The sequence below is a fragment of the Kribbella sp. NPDC048928 genome (assembly GCF_043197975.1).
GTDB lineage: Bacteria > Actinomycetota > Actinomycetes > Propionibacteriales > Kribbellaceae > Kribbella.
The window spans coordinates 196366-212426 of sequence record NZ_JBICUC010000003.1; the positions used below are offsets into that span (position 1 = coordinate 196366).

General features: G+C 68.9%; 17 protein-coding genes and 1 pseudogene. 14 read left to right on the plus strand and 4 right to left on the minus strand.

The genetic code is table 11. The annotated features are described in order from the left end of the window. The first annotated feature begins 55 nt into the window (after positions 1 to 55). Genes ACGFI6_RS14380 through ACGFI6_RS14405 form a run of 6 tightly spaced genes read left to right on the plus strand, consistent with a single transcriptional unit; the run spans position 56 to position 4155 of the window. A complete protein-coding gene (locus ACGFI6_RS14380) occupies positions 56 to 499 on the plus strand; it encodes an adenylyltransferase/cytidyltransferase family protein (RefSeq protein ID WP_393118473.1) in 444 nt (147 codons plus the stop codon). Beyond that, positions 496 to 1221: a CDP-alcohol phosphatidyltransferase family protein gene (locus ACGFI6_RS14385; RefSeq protein WP_393118475.1), complete on the plus strand. Its 726-nt coding sequence runs from the start codon at positions 496 to 498 to the stop codon at positions 1219 to 1221. The genes ACGFI6_RS14380 and ACGFI6_RS14385 overlap by 4 nt, the downstream gene beginning before the upstream one ends. Next, entirely contained in the window at positions 1218 to 1634 is a 417-nt protein-coding gene (locus tag ACGFI6_RS14390) for an adenylyltransferase/cytidyltransferase family protein (protein ID WP_393118477.1), read from the plus strand. The genes ACGFI6_RS14385 and ACGFI6_RS14390 overlap by 4 nt, the downstream gene beginning before the upstream one ends. Further along, on the plus strand, positions 1634 to 2824 hold the full coding sequence (locus tag ACGFI6_RS14395; protein WP_393118479.1) for a glycosyltransferase family 4 protein: 1191 nt from the start codon (positions 1634 to 1636) through the stop codon (positions 2822 to 2824). The genes ACGFI6_RS14390 and ACGFI6_RS14395 overlap by 1 nt, the downstream gene beginning before the upstream one ends. Before the next feature lie 56 nt (positions 2825 to 2880). Next, positions 2881 to 3258 carry a VOC family protein gene (locus ACGFI6_RS14400; RefSeq protein WP_393118481.1) on the plus strand — a complete coding sequence of 126 codons (378 nt, stop codon included), beginning with the start codon at positions 2881 to 2883 and terminating at the stop codon, positions 3256 to 3258. A gap of 27 nt (positions 3259 to 3285) precedes the next feature. Next, positions 3286 to 4155, plus strand: a complete 870-nt coding sequence (locus ACGFI6_RS14405) for an alpha/beta fold hydrolase (RefSeq protein WP_393118483.1) — start codon at positions 3286 to 3288, stop codon at positions 4153 to 4155. Here ACGFI6_RS14405 and nadA read toward each other — a convergent pair whose 3' ends face one another. Then, positions 4156 to 5337, minus strand: a complete 1182-nt coding sequence (gene nadA / locus ACGFI6_RS14410; protein ID WP_393118485.1) for a quinolinate synthase NadA — start codon at positions 5335 to 5337, stop codon at positions 4156 to 4158. Positions 5338 to 5530: 193 nt separating this feature from the next. Here nadA and ACGFI6_RS14415 point away from each other — a divergent pair, with 193 nt between their 5' ends. The 8 genes and pseudogenes from ACGFI6_RS14415 (at position 5531) to ACGFI6_RS14450 (ending at position 14458) form a co-directional block, all read left to right on the plus strand. Continuing rightward, positions 5531 to 6142 carry an NTP transferase domain-containing protein gene (locus ACGFI6_RS14415; protein WP_393118487.1) on the plus strand — a complete coding sequence of 204 codons (612 nt, stop codon included), beginning with the start codon at positions 5531 to 5533 and terminating at the stop codon, positions 6140 to 6142. Positions 6143 to 6225: 83 nt separating this feature from the next. After that, entirely contained in the window at positions 6226 to 7101 is an 876-nt protein-coding gene (locus ACGFI6_RS14420; RefSeq protein ID WP_393118489.1) for an AAA family ATPase, read from the plus strand. A 277-nt stretch (positions 7102 to 7378) separates the two neighbouring features. Beyond that, positions 7379 to 8410 (plus strand): VWA domain-containing protein, encoded by a 1032-nt coding sequence (locus ACGFI6_RS14425; RefSeq protein WP_393118491.1) that lies wholly within the window; start codon positions 7379 to 7381, stop codon positions 8408 to 8410. Continuing rightward, positions 8403 to 9518, plus strand: a complete 1116-nt coding sequence (locus ACGFI6_RS14430; protein WP_393118493.1) for an XdhC family protein — start codon at positions 8403 to 8405, stop codon at positions 9516 to 9518. Before ACGFI6_RS14425 ends, ACGFI6_RS14430 begins: the two co-directional genes overlap by 8 nt. A 95-nt stretch (positions 9519 to 9613) precedes the next feature. Then, a pseudogene (locus ACGFI6_RS14435) lies at positions 9614 to 10075 on the plus strand ((2Fe-2S)-binding protein); the annotation flags it as partial. Between the two features lie 275 nt (positions 10076 to 10350). Then, the gene (locus tag ACGFI6_RS14440) at positions 10351 to 12768 is read left to right on the plus strand and encodes a xanthine dehydrogenase family protein molybdopterin-binding subunit (protein WP_393118495.1); all 2418 of its coding nucleotides are present in this window, start codon (positions 10351 to 10353) and stop codon (positions 12766 to 12768) included. Beyond that, the gene (locus tag ACGFI6_RS14445) at positions 12765 to 13619 is read left to right on the plus strand and encodes an FAD binding domain-containing protein (RefSeq protein WP_393118497.1); all 855 of its coding nucleotides are present in this window, start codon (positions 12765 to 12767) and stop codon (positions 13617 to 13619) included. Before ACGFI6_RS14440 ends, ACGFI6_RS14445 begins: the two co-directional genes overlap by 4 nt. Continuing rightward, complete coding sequence (locus ACGFI6_RS14450; RefSeq protein ID WP_393118499.1) at positions 13616 to 14458, plus strand: SRPBCC family protein; 843 nt, start codon at positions 13616 to 13618, stop codon at positions 14456 to 14458. The genes ACGFI6_RS14445 and ACGFI6_RS14450 overlap by 4 nt, the downstream gene beginning before the upstream one ends. On the opposite strand, the gene ACGFI6_RS14455 is transcribed toward ACGFI6_RS14450, so the two are convergent. Genes ACGFI6_RS14455 through ACGFI6_RS14465 form a run of 3 tightly spaced genes read right to left on the minus strand, consistent with a single transcriptional unit; the run spans position 14423 to position 15973 of the window. Continuing rightward, positions 14423 to 14944: an NUDIX domain-containing protein gene (locus ACGFI6_RS14455; RefSeq protein ID WP_393118501.1), complete on the minus strand. Its 522-nt coding sequence runs from the start codon at positions 14942 to 14944 to the stop codon at positions 14423 to 14425. The genes ACGFI6_RS14450 and ACGFI6_RS14455 overlap by 36 nt on opposite strands. Beyond that, a complete protein-coding gene (gene nfi, locus ACGFI6_RS14460) occupies positions 14937 to 15590 on the minus strand; it encodes a deoxyribonuclease V (RefSeq protein ID WP_393118503.1) in 654 nt (217 codons plus the stop codon). Before nfi ends, ACGFI6_RS14455 begins: the two co-directional genes overlap by 8 nt. Beyond that, the gene (locus tag ACGFI6_RS14465; RefSeq protein WP_393118505.1) at positions 15587 to 15973 is read right to left on the minus strand and encodes a VOC family protein; all 387 of its coding nucleotides are present in this window, start codon (positions 15971 to 15973) and stop codon (positions 15587 to 15589) included. The genes nfi and ACGFI6_RS14465 overlap by 4 nt, the downstream gene beginning before the upstream one ends. Between the last annotated feature and the right edge of the window lie 88 nt (positions 15974 to 16061).

Sequence of the window (16061 nt, forward strand, 5' to 3'; positions counted from 1 at the left end):
AGTCGCGGCTGACGCAGGGGGCGGCGTCACGCCGGAGGGAATTCAGGAGTTCGTGTTGGGGGAACGTACTTTGCCGCGCATCGGATGTGTCGCCGGGGTCTTCGACCTGTTCCACGTCGGGCACGTCGACGTGCTGGAACGGGCCCGGCGGCAGTGTGATCGGCTGGTCGTCGGCGTGCTGTCCGACGACTGGGCGCTGGACGCCTGGGGCGCGCGGCCGTTCGTGCCGCTGCTCGAGCGGGCCCAGATCATCGAACACCTGCGCTGCGTCGACGAGGTCGTTGCCGTGGACGACGTACGTTCCGACTGGCTGACCGATGCCGTCGGAGCACAGACCGTGTTCGCTGCGAGTGCCACCGACGGCGTACTGGGCGTGGCCGAGCTGGACGGGATTCCGGCCCGGCTGATCACCGTCCTGCCCGCCGGCCGGGCATCCCGCAGCCCGATCCTGCGTGCCGCGATCGACCAGCGGCAGTCGCGCAGCACGAACGTCGCATGAGTGGGCTGCGACAGACAGTCGCCCAACTGTCCCAGGCGCAGAAGCCCTCGGCCGGTACGCCCGCGTACTCGCGATTCGTGAACCGCCGGATCGGCCGGGTGTTCGCGGCCGCGGCGTTCCTGGCTCGCCGGACGCCGAACCAGGTCAGCCTCGCCTCCGGGTTCTGCTCGCTGGTCGGGATCGTGCTGCTGGCAACCGTCCGTCCGTCGCTCGGTCTGGCCATACTGGTGACCGCGCTGCTCGTCCTCGGCTACGGGCTGGACTCCGCGGACGGGCAGTTGGCCCGGTTGCGCGGCGGCGGCTCGCCGTTGGGCGAATGGCTCGACCACATGATCGACGCGGTGAAGATCGTGCTGCTCCACAGCGCCGTACTGATCTCGTTCTACCGGTTCGATGCCTTTAGCAACGAGTGGGTGCTGCTCGTCCCGCTCGCGTACGTCTGCATGTCGTCGGTGCTGTTCTTCGGACTGATCCTGATCGACCAGCTGCGCCGGCGGCACGGCCCGGCCGGGAAGCCCAACGAGCGTGGGGATTCCGTACTCAAGTCGTTGCTCATCGCACCGACCGACTACGGCGTCCTCTGCCTGGTCTTCCTCGCCTTCGGTACGCCGACGCTGTTCCTCGTACTGTACGGCGCGCTGCTCGTGCTGAACCTGCTGTTTCTCGCGGCCGCGGTCGGCAAGTGGTACCGCGAAATGGCCCTGCTGGGGGTGCCCGCATGACGGTCGTCGGCTATGCGCCCGGGGTGTACGACATGTTCCACATCGGCCACCTGAACATCCTTCGGCGCGCCCGCGAGCACTGCGATCACCTGATCGCGGGCGTCGTCGAGGACGACGTGGTGGCGCGGATCAAGGGTCGTCCGCCAGTGGTTCCGCACCAGGAGCGGATGGACGTGATTCGAGCGCTCGATCTCGTCGACGAGGTGGTCGGCGACTGGTCCAGCGACAAGTTCGAGATGTGGCAGCAGTTGCGGTACGACGTTCTCTTCAAGGGCGACGACTGGAAGGGAACGGAGAAGGGGACCAGACTGGAACGGCTGCTGGGTGAGGTCGGCGCACAGGTGCACTACTTTCCGTACACGGCCTCCACCTCGAGCACGGACCTGCGCAGACTCCTGGAGGGGATGAGCTGATGCCCGACCGCCCGAAGGTGCTGCTCAGTGCGTACGCCTGCCGGCCGTCGGGCGGGTCCGAGCCGGGCGCCGGGTGGGCGTGGGCGAAGGCCGCGGCGCGCGACCACGACGTGTGGCTGCTGACCCGTGGCAAGTTCGTCCACGAGATCCACGAGGAGCTCGCGGCCCGGCCGGTGCCGGGGCTGACCGTCGTACCGCTGGAGATGCCGCGCTGGATCCTCCGGCTGCGCCGACGGCCCTCGGACGTGTACTGGTACTACCCGCTGTGGCAGGGTCTGGCCCGTCGTACGGCGCGCGAGTTGCATGCCGTGCACTCGTTCGACGTGATCCATCATCTGACCTTCGCGGTGGACTGGATGGGCGCCGGGGTGGTCGAGGAATCGTCCGCCAAGGTGATCTGGGGACCGGTCGGCGGATCGACGACCGCGCCGCTGTCGATGGCGCACTGGCTCGGGATGCGCGGCGTCGTGGGGGAGCTGGTACGTCGTGCGTACACCGGCGTACGGCGCCGTCTCACGGGGCGCCGGATGGCGCAGACCGCCGACCTGATGGTTGCCCAGAACAACGACGTTGCCGAGGCATTCGCGCCGTACGTACAGCAGATCGTCGTTCAGCCGAACGTCGCGATCCGGCGCTTCACGGCGTCCGGGCCGTACGAGCCGTTCGGCGCGCCCGGGGTGAAGACGGCCCTGTTCGTGGGGCGATTGATCCCGTGGAAGGGCGTACTGCTGGCGATCAGCGCCCTCGCCCGCCCGGAGGCGGCCAACTGGGAGCTGCGCATCATCGGCGACGGCCCGGACTGGGGACGCGCCGAGAGCCTCGCCTGGCAGTTGGGTGTCCGCGACCGTGTCGAGTTCATGGGCGCCTTGCCGCGCGAGGACGTACTGGCCGCGATGTTCCGCGCGGACGCCCTGCTCGCTCCCGCCTTCCGAGAAGCCGCCGGCTGGGCCGTGACCGAAGCGCTCGCCTCCGGATGCCCGGTCGTGTGCGTGGATCGCGGTGGACCGGCGGTGATCGTCGGCCCCGACGAAGGCGTCACCGTCCCGTGGCAGGGCGACGTCGTCGGCGGACTGGCGCGTGGACTCGCAACGTTGCACGGCCGGATCACACCGGTCGACCGCTGGGGTCCGGACCGTCTCCCCGACCTCCTCGCCAGCTGGTACAGCTCCGCCCGCGTCGCTGCCGACTGACGGTTGAGGCGGGGTACCGGCTGGCACAGGATGCCTCCGATCACCGAAAGGCCGCCATGTCCGCGAATCTCGCTGCAACCGTCCTGGGAACACCCGACCCGCCGCGGCTGGCCGATTTCTACCGGGAGTTGATGGGCTGGACGGTGGTGAGCAGCAGCCCGGACTGGGTCCGGCTCCGCCACCCCGAACTCGAGCGGCCTGGCCTGAGTTTTCAGCTCGAGAAGGACCACGTTCCGCCGACCTGGCCGCAACGGCCGGACACCCAGCAGATGCAGGCCCACCTGGACATCGAGGTCGACGACCTCGACCGCGAGGTGGAACATGCGGTGAGTCTGGGCGGCACCGTCGAGGAACATCAGCCGCAGCCGGACGGAGTGCGGGTCATGCGCGACCCGGACGGCCACCTGTTCTGCCTGTTCCTGCCAGGCTTCTGAGCTGCTCGGACTGGGTACCGGCCGGCCGTGTTCGAAGGATTTGTGCTGGACGACGCCGACCTCGAGGGACAGCGGATCCGGGTGCGGCACGGCGGCAGCGGACCTGCCGTCGTACTGCTGCACGGGCATCCGCGCACCCATACCACCTGGTACGCCGTGGCGCCTCGGCTCGTCGCGGCCGGGTACACCGTGGTGTGTCCGGACCTGCGCGGCTACGGGCAGTCGGGCAAGCCTGCAACGGACGCGGGCCACGCACCGTACTCGAAACGGGAGTTGGCCGGGGACGTCGTACGGCTGATGACCTCGCTCGGGCACGAGCGGTTCGCCGTCGCCGGGCACGATCGCGGTTCGTACGTCGCCTACCGCACCGCGCTCGACCATCCGGAGCGGGTCAGCAAGCTCGTCGTGATGGACAGCGTGCCGATCGTCGAGGCGCTGGAGCGCTGCAGGGCAGAGTTCGCCGCGGCGTGGTGGCACTGGTGGTTCTTCGCACAGCAGGAAAAGCCTGCCGAGCGGGTGATCTGTGCGGATCCCGAAACCTGGTACAACGCGTGGACCACGAACTCGCCGCAGGCGCTCGGCCCTGAGAACCACGCCGATTTCCTGTCAGCGATCCGCAACCCCGCCACGGTCCACGCGATGCTGGAGGACTACCGCGCCGGCCTCACCGTTGACCGGCGCAACGACGAAGCAGACCGGGCCGCGGGCCGCCGGATCGAGTGCCCGACGCTGGCGCTCTGGTCGACTGACGACGACATGGAGCAGCTCTACGGCGATGTGGTCGCGGTCTGGCGGCCGTGGTGCCGCCAGGTCGAGGGGCGCGGCATCAAGTCCACGCACCACATCGCCGAACGTAACCCGGAAGACCTGGTTCGAGCTCTGCGGGCCTTCCTCTGATCAGTCCTTCGCGGTCTTGCCCGGGAGGGCGAGCATCTGGTCGAGGGCGACCTTCGCGTAGTGCTCCGTGCCGGCGTCCACCTTGATCGGGTTGACGACGTGGCCGGCGACCAGGTTCTCCAGCGCCCAGACGAAGTGCGGGAGGTCGATGCGGTTCATCGTCGCGCAGTAGCAGACCGTCTTGTCGAGGAAGACGATGTTCTTGTCGGTGTGCTGCTTCGCGAGCCGCTGCACCAGGTTGAGCTCGGTACCGACCGCCCACGACGTACCGGGCTCGGCGTCCTCGAGAGCCTGGATGATGTACTCCGTGGAGCCCACCTGATCGGCCTTCGTCACGACGTCGTGCCGGCACTCGGGGTGCACGATCACGTTCACGCCCGGGACTCGGGAGCGCACGTCGTCGACCGACTCCGGGGTGAACCGCCCGTGCACCGAGCAGTGCCCGCGCCACAGGATCATCTTCGCGGCCGGGAGTTGCTCCTTGGTCAGCCCGCCGCCCGGCTTGTGTGGGTCATACACGACGCAGTCCTCGAGGGACAGGCCGAGTTGCAGTACGGCGGTGTTGCGGCCGAGGTGCTGGTCGGGGAGGAACAGCACCTTCTCGCCCTGTTCGAACGCCCAGTTCAGAGCGGTCTCGGCGTTGCTCGACGTACAGACGACGCCGCCGTGGCGACCGCAGAACGCCTTGATGTCCGCGCTCGAGTTCATGTACGTGACCGGCACCGTCACGTCCGCGACGCCGGCATCGGCGAGCGCGTCCCAGGCCGCCTCGACCTGCTGGATGCGCGCCATGTCGGCCATCGAGCAGCCGGCCGCGAGGTCCGGGAGAATCACGGTCTGATGGTCGTTGGTGAGGATGTCCGCGGACTCCGCCATGAAGTGCACGCCGCAGAACACGATGTACGGCGCGTCCGGGCGCGCGGCGGCGTCCCGCGCGAGCTTGAACGAGTCGCCGGTGACGTCCGCGAACCGGATCACCTCGTCGCGCTGGTAGTGATGCCCGAGGACGAACACCTGGTCGCCGAGCGCCGCCTTCGCCTTCAGCGCCCGCTCGACGAGGTCCGGGTCGGAGGCCGGCGGCAGCGCGCCCGGGCACTCGACGCCACGCTCGGAATGCGGGTCGGTGTTCTGCCCCAGGAACAGCAACGGAAGGGACTTAGAGCCGTCTGCGATCGTCGTCACGGCAGATATCGTCGCACGCCGATCATCGTGGACCGCGTGGTACGCGTCACTGCCCGAACTGTGAAATCAGTACCCTCCCAGTGTGAACCCCCAACCCGTACGAGGCGTGGCGCCAGAGCCGGAGCCCGACGCGCCGCCTGGTGTGCAGTCGGATCCTGGTGTGCACGGGGACGGTCGGGTGGATCGTGTTCGGGTGGCTGGGTTGGTGCTGGCTGCTGGTGCTGGGCGGCGGCTCGGCTCGCCGAAGGCGCTCGTCCGCGATCCGGCTGGTATCCCGTGGGTGGTCCGAGCCGCACGACTTCTCACCGCCGCCGGGTGCTCGCCCGTGGTCGTGGTCGTCGGCGCAGCAGCCGACGAGGTGCGGGCCGAGTTGGACACCGAGCCCGTGGAGACCGTCGAAGCCACCAACTGGCCGGAGGGCATGTCCGCCTCCCTCCGAACCGGCCTCACCACCCTCAGCAAACCCGATGCTCCGTCCGACCTGGGGGCGGTTGTCGTGGTGCCGGTTGATGTGCCTGGCCTGACCGAGGGCGCTGTTGTGCGAGTGATGCGGGAGGCGGGCGCGGAGGCGCTTGTACGCGCGACGTACGAAGGCAAACCAGGGCACCCGGTGCTCATCGGCCGCGCGCACTGGGCTGGGGTGATCGCCTCGGCGCACGGTGACGAAGGCGCGCGTACGTACCTGCGCGAGCACCGTGCCGGCAAAGTCGAATGCGGGGACATCGCCAACGGGACCGACGCCGACACGGTCGAGGACCTCCCACCGGGCCACACACCACCCCAGGACCCGCTTTCCGGAACTTAATTGCCACCACGCGACGAATAGTTTCCGGAGAGGTGGCGAAGGAGAGGGTTGGCAATACCCGGAAGTAGGTGAATGCTGAAGGAGTGAGTGCCGTCGGCTCGGCAGGAGAACTTGCCGAGTGTTTGCGGGCGACCGGGTATCTAGCCGGCGAGGGCTTGGCCACGGTCGGATATCTCGCGCTCGCATTACACCGCCCGCTGCTCCTGGAAGGCGAGCCCGGCACCGGGAAGACCTCGCTGGCCGGCGCGCTCGCCGAGGCACTCGACGTGGAGCTGATCCGGCTGCAGTGCTACGAGGGCATCGACGCCTCGCAGGCCCTGTACGACTGGGACTTCCCGCGCCAGATCCTGCACCTGCGCACTGTCGAGGCGACGACCTCCGAGGCGGCCGCGGAAGAGGTCGAGAAGAGCCTGTTCGACGAACGCTTCCTGCTGTCCCGGCCGGTACTGCGAGCGCTCCGCGAGAGTCCCGCCGTACTGCTCGTCGACGAGATCGATCGCGCGGACGACGAGTTCGAGGCGTTCCTGCTCGAGGTGCTGTCGACGTACGAGGTGACGATTCCCGAACTCGGCACGATCGCCGCGAAGGTGCCGCCGATCGTCGTACTCACCTCGAACCGTACGCGCGAGGTGCACGACGCCCTCAAGCGCCGCTGTCTCTACCACTGGATCGATCATCCCGGTCTGGCCCGCGAGATCGAGATCGTCCGTACGCGGCTGCCCAAGGTGTCCGCGCGGCTCGCCGAGCAGGTCACGCGCTCCGTCCAGCGAATGCGTGACCTCGACCTGCTCAAGCCGCCCGGTGTCGCCGAGACCCTCGACTGGGCGCGTGCTCTGGACGCGCTCGGCACCGACGTACTCGACGTCGAGACCGCCGCCGCGACGCTCGGCGCCGTCCTCAAGTACCGCGAGGACACCGACCGCGTCCGCGAATCCCTCGACCGCCTCCTGGCGAGCTGACCCCATGACAAACCCCCACCAACCAACCCCACCCACCCCAAACCCCGCCCCAACCCCTCCGGATCAGGCGTCCGCCGCCCCGGACCGCGCTCCCGCTGCTCCGGACCGCGCGCCCACCCACCTGGACCGCGCTCCCGCCGCCCTGGACCGCGCGCCCACCCGTCCGGACCGCGGGTCCGCCGTGGAGCTCGCGCGGGGCCCTTTGGATCACGCGTCGGCAGCTGCGGATCTTGCGCTGGCTGGGTTTGGGGCTGCTCTTCGGCAGGCGGGCCTGGCGGTGACGGCGGACCGGGTGCACCTCTTCTTCGAGGCAGTCGCGACTCTCGACGCCGCCCTGACCGCCGACGTGTACTGGGCCGGCCGAGCCGCTCTCTGCAGCGGCCCCGAGGACACCGCCAGGTACGACGAGGTGTTCGCCGCCTGGTTCACGGGCGAGCGCACAGGCCGCGGCGGCGTGCTGCCGAGTCGTACACCGCAACGTTCCGTCCAGGCCGCGCTCGGTGACGGCGGCGAGGGAGCCGACAGCGACCGCACCCTCAACGTATCCGCGAGTACGACGGAACTCCTGCGGCACCGCGACGTCGCAGAATTGTCGGCAATCGACCGCGCCGAACTCACTCGTCTCTTCGGCACCCTCAATCCACGGGTCCCGCTCCGTCGCGCGAATCGCCGCCGCCCGTCCCACCGCGGCGACATCGACCCGCGCCGCACGCTCCGCGCCCAACTCCGCCAGGTCGGCGAACCTGCCCGCGTCCACTACCGCCGCCGCGGTGTGCGTCCGCGCCGTGTCGTCGTACTGATCGACGTCTCCGGCTCCATGCGCCCGTACGCCGACAGTCTGCTGCGGCTCGCGCACACGATGGTTCAGCAGGCGCCGCGGACAATCGAAGTGTTTACAATCGGCACCCGGCTCACCCGCGTCACCCCGGCGCTGCGCCATCGCGATCCCGAGTTCGCGCTGCGGTCGGCGGGTGATGTCGTACCGGACTGGTCGGGCGGGACCCGACTGGGCGAGGTGCTGAAGGTCTTCCTCGACCGCTGGGGCCAGCGTGGTACGGCGAGGCGCGCAGTCGTCGTGGTGTGCAGCGACGGCTGGGAACGCGGGGACGCCGCGTTGCTCGGTGCGCAGTTGCAGCGGCTGGCGAGTCTCGCGCACAGGGTGGTCTGGCTGAATCCGCATCGCGGCAAGCGCGGGTACGAACCGGTGCAGGCCGGGATCGTCGCGGTCCTGCCGCACCTGGACGATCTCGTCGCCGGGCACAGCCTGGCAAGCTTTGCCGAACTTCTGGAGGTGGTGGCCGATGCGTGACGTGCTCGACCGGTTGCTGGCGTGGTGGGAGGCCGGCGAATCGGTTGCCGTCGGCACCGTTGTGGCCACGTTCCAGTCGGCGCCCCGGCCGCCTGGCGCGGTGATGCTGGTCGGTCCCGGGCTCGAGGCTGTCGGCAGCGTGTCGGGTGGCTGCGTCGAGGGCGCCGTGTACCAGCTCGGCGAGGAGATCCTGGAGTCGGGCGATCCGGTGCTGCAGCGGTACGGCGTCAGCGACGAGTCGGCGTTCGCGGTCGGACTGACCTGCGGCGGGATCCTGGACGTGTTCGTCGAGAAGGTCGACCGTACGTCGTTTCCCGAACTGGGGGAGGTCGCGACCGACATCGCCGAAGGCCGACCGGTCGCGGTCGCGACGGTGGTCGCGCATCCGGATCCGGCCCGGCTCGGGAAGCGGCTGATCGTGCGGCCCGGCGGGCACGACGGCAGCATCGGCTCGGAGCGTGCCGACGATGCGATTGTCGACGATTCGCGCGGCCTGTTGGCGAACGGGCGGACCGAGACGCTGGAGTACGGACCGGACGGACAACGACGCGGCGAGGGCATGCGCGTTTTCGTCTCTTCATACGCTCCTGTGCCGCGTTTGCTGGTGTTTGGCGCGATTGACTTCGCAGCTGCGGTCGCGCGACTCGGCGCGTTCCTCGGCTATCGGGTGACGGTCTGCGATGCGCGTGCTGTGTTCGCGACCGCGTCCCGGTTCCCCTCTGCCGACGATGTGATTGTCGACTGGCCGCACCGGTATCTGGCCGGCGAGGCCGCGGCCGGGCGGATCGACGACCGCACGGTGATCTGCGTGCTGACGCACGATCCGAAGTTCGACGTGCCGCTGCTGGAGGTCGCGCTACGGCTGCCGCAGGTCGCGTACATCGGCGCGATGGGTTCCCGGCGCACGCACGACGATCGCCTGAAACGCTTGCGGGAGGCGGGTTTGAGCGCGGACGAGGTCGCGCGGCTGGCCAGCCCGATCGGGCTCGACCTCGGTGCGCGCACCCCGGAGGAGACCGCAGTGAGCATCGCGGCGGAGATCATCGCGCAGCGCTGGGGTGGCGCGGGGCAACGACTTTCTTCGGCGGCGGGGCCGATTCACCACTGATCCGTCGCCGAACTCAGCAACTGAACCTTGTGGGCAGGAACCGAACAGGAGCAGGATCGAACCTACGGCGAGTACTGACATCTGGAGGCGGGGCCATGGCCCGGATCACGGTGAAGGTCGACGGAAGCAGCTTCACGGACGAAGTGGAGCCGCGCACGCTGCTCGTGCATTATCTGCGCGAGCAACTGGGGAAGACGGGCACCGTGGTCGGTTGCGACACCAGCAACTGCGGCGCCTGCACGGTGCACCTGGACGGGCGGAGCGTGAAGTCCTGCTCGCTGCTCGCGGTCCAGGCCGACGGTCACGAGATCACCACGATCGAAGGACTCGCGACCAACGGTCAGCTGCACCCGATGCAGCAGGCCTTCCACGAGAACCACGCCCTGCAGTGCGGCTACTGCACGCCAGGGATGATCATGCAATCCCTCGATCTGATTGCCGACAATCCGAATGCCGACGACGACGAGATCAGGCTCGGCCTCGAAGGCAACCTCTGCCGCTGCACCGGCTACCAGAACATCGTCAAAGCGGTACGCGCCTACACAGCCAACGCCTCCGGTCAACCGACTGCGGTAGGGGAGCCGACCGCCACAGACGAGCCGGCCGCAGTAGGTGGGGTGAGTGCCGAAGCGGGTGGTGTAGGTGAGTCGGCTGCTGTGGGTGGGGCGAGTGCCGAAGCGGGTGGTGTAGGTGAGTCGGCTGCTGTGGGTGGGGCGGGTGCCGAAGCGGGTGGTGTAGGTGAGTCGGCTGCTGTGGGTGGGGCGGGTGCCGAAGCGGGTGGTGTAGGTGAGCCGGCTGCTGTGGGTGGGCCGAGTGCGGTCGGAGGTGTGCGGTGACTGCTACTGAGGAACGTCCTGCTACTGAGGAACGTCCTGTTGCTGAGGTCGGTAAGGCGCGTCGCCGTAAGGAGGACGCTCGGCTGATCACCGGCCGCACGCGCTGGACCGACAACATCGTGCTGCCCGGCATGCAGCATCTCGCGATGGTCCGTAGCCCGTTCGCGCATGCCCGCATCACCTCGATCGACACCGAGGCGGCGAAGGCTGCATCCGGGGTTGTCGCAGTGATCGTCGGCGCCGACATCGCCGACGAACAAGGCGCATTGCCGAACGCGTGGGCGGTCGTCCCCGACCAGAAAGCCCCCGCGCACCCGTCGATGGCGGTCGACCGCGTCGCGTTCGCCGGTGAGATCGTCGCGCTCGTCGTGGGCCGGACCCCCGCCGAGGCGAACGACGCCGCGGACCTCGTGGACGTCGAGTACGAGGAGCTCGAACCCGCGCTCGAACTGAAGGCCGCGGCCCGCGACGAGGTACTCGCCCACCCGGATCTCGGGACGAACGTGTCCGCGGTCTGGTCGTACGACTCGGCCGAGGCCGGCACCGGCGGTGACGTGGAGGCGGCGATCGCGGCCGCCCGCGATGGCGGGATCGTGATCGAGCAGGAGTTCCGTCAGCAGCGGCTGATCCCCGCGTTCATGGAGCCACGGTCGATTGTCGTCGATCCGACAACTGAACAAATGACCGTCTGGTCGTCGACGCAGGTACCGCACTTCGTGAAGATCTTCATCGCGCTCGTGCTCGGCATCCCGGAGAGCAAGATCCGGGTGATCGCGCCGGACGTCGGCGGCGGATTCGGCGGCAAGCTGCAGTTCACCCCGGAGGAAGTACTCACAGTCCTCGCGGCCAGGCGTACCGGCAAGCCCTGTAAGTACACCGAGTCCCGGTCCGAGTCCTTGATGGCTGCCCACCACGGTCGTGATCAGTGGCAACAACTCACGCTCGCCGCGAACGCCGACGGCACGGTCACCGGGCTGAAGGTCGAGCTGACCGCAGACATGGGCGCGTACCTCGGCCTCGTCACCTCGGCGATCCCGCTGCTCGGCGCGTTCATGTACAACGGCATCTACAAGTTCCCCGCGTACCACCTCGGCATCACCAACGTGTTCACGAACAAGACGTGGACCGACGCGTACCGCGGGGCCGGCCGCCCCGAGGCGACGTACGCGATCGAGCGCCTGATGGACGAGCTCGCCGCCCGCGTCGGCGTCGACGCGCTGGAGATCCGCGAACGGAACTGGATCAGGCACGAGGAGTTCCCGTTCTCGACGGTGTCGGGACTGCGGTACGACTCCGGCAACTACGAGGCCGCGACGGCGAAGGCGCGCGAGCTGTTCGGCTACGACGACCTGCGCAAGGAGCAGGAACAGCGCCGTGCGTCCAACGATCCGGTCCAGCTCGGGATCGGCATCTCGACGTTCACCGAGATGTGCGGGCTGGCGCCGTCGCGCTGGCTCGGTTCGATGGGGTACGTCGGCGGCGGCTGGGAGCACGCGTCGATCCGGATGCTGCCGACCGGCAAGGTCGAGGTGGTCACCGGTACCAGCCCGCACGGTCAGGGGCACGAGACCGCGTGGAGCCAGATCGTCGCGGATCGGCTGGGCGTCGCGTTCGAAGACGTCGAGGTGCTGCATGGTGACACGCAGGTAGCAGTGCGTGGCCTCGATACGTACGGGTCGCGGTCGCTCGCGGTCGGCGGGATGGCCGTGCTCGCCGCTGCGGACAAGGTGATCGAGAAGGCGAAACCGGTCGCTGCGCAGTTGCTGGAGGCGAACGCGGACGACCTGGACTTCTCGGCCGGGCGGTTCGGCGTCCGCGGAACGGATGCCGGGATGACGATGGCGGAGCTGGCGTTCGCGGTGTTCCAGGGGCACAAGCTCGACGGGGTCGGCGACGGTTCGCTGGATGCGGACGCGACGCTCGACCCGGAGGACTTCTCGTTCCCGCACGGCACTCATCTGTGTGCGGTCGAGGTCGACACCGAGACCGGCGCGACCAAGATGCGGTCGTACGTGTGTGTCGACGATGTCGGCGTGGTGGTCAACCCGCTGATCGTCGAGGGTCAGGTACACGGCGGACTCGCGCAGGGCATCGCGCAGGCGCTCTACGAGGAAGCTGTGCACGACGACTCCGGGACGCTCGTCACCGGGTCGTTCGACCAGTACTTGTTGCCTGGGGCCCCTGACTTGCCGGCCTTCGAGACGGCCCGCACCGAGACGCCCGCGACCACGAACGCACTGGGTGTGAAGGGCGTCGGCGAGGCAGGCACCATCGCCTCCACGCCGGCTGTCGTCAATGCGATTGTCGACAGTCTGCGACCGCTCGGCGTCACGGACGTGCAGATGCCCTGCACCCCGTACCGCGTCTGGAAGGCAATCCAACAAGCCGGCCAGGAGAAGGGCGGTCAGTCATGATTCCGGTGGCGTTCGAGTACTTCGCTCCCGCGACGGTCGACGAAGCGCTCGGGCTGCTCCGCGAGCACGACGACGCGAAGGTGCTCGCGGGCGGGCAGAGCCTGATGCCCGCACTGCGGCTACGGCTCGCGGCGCCCGAGGTGATTGTGGACATTCGGAAGATCGACGATCTACAGGGAGTACGGGACGACGGCGACGCGCTCGTGATCGGCGCGATGACGCCGCACAGCACGGTGCAGTCGGATCCGTTGGTGGGCGAGCACGCCAAGCTGATCGCGTTGGCGACGGCAACGGTCGGCGATCCACAGATCCGGCACCGTGGCACGTTCGGCGGTTCGCTGGCCCACGCGGATCCGGCGGCCGATCTGCCCGCGGTCGCGGTCGCGCTCGATGCGGAGTTCGTGATCGCGGGCGCCGACGGCCGGCGGACCGTGCCGGCGGCGGAGTTCTTCCAGGGCGTGTTCAGTACGGCGCTGGGGGAGGACGAGTTGCTCGTGGAGGTGCGGGTTCCGAAGTACACCGGGTGGGGCGCGCACTACGAGAAGTTCAACCGGGTCGCGCAGGGCTGGTCGATAGTGTCGGTCGCGGCCGCGGTACGACTGGAGGGCGGCTCGATCGCGGAGGCTCGGGTCGGGCTCGGCAACATGGGCGCGACGCCGGTGCGGGCGACCGCGGTCGAGGCGGCTCTGGTGGGGCAGCCCGCGACTGCCGACGCCGTACGGGAAGCTGCCGCACGGGCGGCGGACGGGACGTCTCCGGTGAGTGACATCAACGGCGACGGGGAGTACCGGCGGCATCTTGCGACGGTGCTTACCCGGCGGGCGGTCCTGGCTGCGGCAGGTACGGCGTGAAGCTCGAGCACAAGTTCGTCGTACCGGCTCCCGTTGAGCAGACGTGGGCCGCGTTCAACGATCTCGAACGGGTGGTGCCGTGTTTTCCCGGCGCCACCCTGACGGGGTACGAGGGCGACGACTTCACCGGGTCGTGCAAGGTGAAGCTCGGGCCGGTGTCTCTGCAGTACTCGGGCACCGGCAGCTTCGTGGAGCGGGACGAGTCCGATCATCACGCTGTCATCGAGGCGAGGGGGAAGGACCGGCGGGGGAACGGCACGGCGACGGCGCGGGTCACCGCTCGACTCGCCGGCAGCTCGGACGGCTCCACCGAAGTCACCGTCGACACGGACCTGACCATCACCGGCCGGCCGGCACAGTTCGGCCGCGGCCTGATCCAGGACGTCTCGAACAAGCTCCTCGACCAATTCACCACCTGCCTCAAATCGAAACTGAACCAACCCCCAACCGAAGCGAAGGCAGAGCACGACGACTCGGCCGGCACGGTGGGCGGACAGTCGGCCGGGACAGCGCGTGAGAACTCGGCCGGGACAGCGCGGGAGAACTCGGCTGGGACGGCGCACGGGGAGCCGGCCAAGACGGAGCGCGAGAACCCAGTTGGGGCAGTGGGCGACGAGTCGGCTGGAAGTGCGCCCGAGGAGTCGGCTGGAACTGTGCGCGAGGAGTCGGGCGGGACTGGGCGGGAGTCGGGTAGGACCGGGCGGGAGGAGTCTGCCGAGGCGGAGGCGGTTGCGCTCGATCTCGGTAGTACGTTGCTTCCGATGCTTGCCAAACGTGCGGCGCCATACCTGATCGGCGCTGTACTAGCCCTCGTCCTGCGCCGGCTGTTCCGTCGCTGACGCGTCGAAGTACAGCTCACCCGCGAAGATCGTGGGAACAAGCGCCCGATGACCGGCGATCACAGTCAGCTCGGCTGCCTCCGCCGACGTACACCATCGGCTCTCGCTCACCTCGGCCGAGGATCCCGCCTTGCCGCTGACTGCCTCCGCGTAGAACGCCATTCCGACGATCTGCACCCGGTTGCCGTCCGGGTAGACCACGACCACATCCGGGTTCGAGTACACGCCGGCCAGCCCGGTCACCCGTACGACGAGCCCGGTCTCCTCGAACGTCTCCCGCTCCGCCGCCTCCGCGGGGCGTTCGCCGGGTTCGATGGCGCCACCCGGCAGGCACCACTCGCCGTTGTCGGTACGCCGCGTCAGCAACAACCGTTCGCCGTCCATGACCGCCGCGGCTGCGCCTACCCGGAGGCGGGCGGTTGCGCCGATCCGGTTGCCGTACTCGTGCCGCGTATACCCAGGTACTCGCGGGGTCTCATCAACCATTGTGCAGCGCCTTTCGGCAGGCTTGGTCGGCGAGGCGGGTTGTCTCCGGGAGGCGGTATCTCGGCGACAAGCGCAGCACTTGCGCGACGGCCGTTGTCAGCGTGATCTTGTGGCCGATCGAGACGTACACCGGCTTCACCCCGTCCTGCGTCCGGAGCGCGGCACCGACGACCTGGTCACCGTCCATCAGATCCGCAGTCGTACCGCGATCCGGACCGAGTTCGCCGTGCGTCCCGACGAACGTCGTCTTGGCGACGCCGATCGAGGGGAGTCCGGTGAGTACGCCGAGATGACACGCGAGCCCGAAGCGTCGTGTATGTGCGAGACCCTGCCCGTCGCACACCAGCAGATCCGGCGTGGTCCGGAGCTGCTCCAGCGCCGCGAGCAACGCCGGCACCTCCCGGAACGCGAACAGCCCGGGTATATAGGGAAAGGTCGTCTCCCCATGGACGACGGCGCGATCCACCTCGCTGAGCGTGTCCACGTCCAGCACGACAACCGCTGCCGCCAGCCGGTCGCCGTCGTACGCGACGTCCAACCCGGCGACGTACTGCGGTGGCTCGCCGACGTCCGCGATCTCGACCAGCTCGCGCAGCTCCTCCTGGACTGCGATGGCCTCGGCAGCTGAGGAAGGCAGGACTGTCACGCGGCGCCGCCGGGCGGCCACTCGACCAACTCGAACCGGTAGCCGTCGGGATCGGTGAGCCACGCCGTCTTCGGGCCGTCCAATCCACCTGGGTGCTCGACCGGGCCGGGCTCCAGACCCGCTTCGGTCAGTTGGGCGACGGTAGCGGCCAGCGACTCGACCTCGATCGCGAAGTGCTGGAACCCGCCCACCACGACCGGTCCGTCGGCGGGACGATGCACGAGTTCGAGGGAGACCGACGGCTCGTCGGGAAGACGGAGCCAGACCAGGCTGGAGCCGTCGTCGAACGGGATCTTGCCGAGATCGACGTACCCGACCTTGGTGTAGAAGGCGAGCGAGCGGTCCAGGTCGCTCACCCGCAGCGCGAACAGGATCGATTTCATGCCACCGATCTAACCGCGTGAGTGGCCTAACGACAGGAGGTAGTGGGGGATCGGGGCAGGTCCGCGGTCGGGTTCAGGCGTGCGGCGG

What these genes read in the sequence shown, in the direction of transcription:
- ACGFI6_RS14385 (WP_393118475.1), top strand. Translation starts at nt 496, where the DNA reads ATGAGTGGGCTGCGACAGACAGTCGCCCAACTGTCCCAGGCGCAGAAG.
- ACGFI6_RS14390 (WP_393118477.1), top strand. Translation starts at nt 1,218, where the DNA reads ATGACGGTCGTCGGCTATGCGCCCGGGGTGTACGACATGTTCCACATC.
- ACGFI6_RS14395 (WP_393118479.1), top strand. Translation starts at nt 1,634, where the DNA reads ATGCCCGACCGCCCGAAGGTGCTGCTCAGTGCGTACGCCTGCCGGCCG.
- ACGFI6_RS14400 (WP_393118481.1), top strand. Translation starts at nt 2,881, where the DNA reads ATGTCCGCGAATCTCGCTGCAACCGTCCTGGGAACACCCGACCCGCCG.
- ACGFI6_RS14430 (WP_393118493.1), top strand. Translation starts at nt 8,403, where the DNA reads ATGCGTGACGTGCTCGACCGGTTGCTGGCGTGGTGGGAGGCCGGCGAA.
- ACGFI6_RS14445 (WP_393118497.1), top strand. Translation starts at nt 12,765, where the DNA reads ATGATTCCGGTGGCGTTCGAGTACTTCGCTCCCGCGACGGTCGACGAA.
- ACGFI6_RS14455 (WP_393118501.1), bottom strand. Translation starts at nt 14,944, where the DNA reads ATGGTTGATGAGACCCCGCGAGTACCTGGGTATACGCGGCACGAGTAC.
- ACGFI6_RS14465 (WP_393118505.1), bottom strand. Translation starts at nt 15,973, where the DNA reads ATGAAATCGATCCTGTTCGCGCTGCGGGTGAGCGACCTGGACCGCTCG.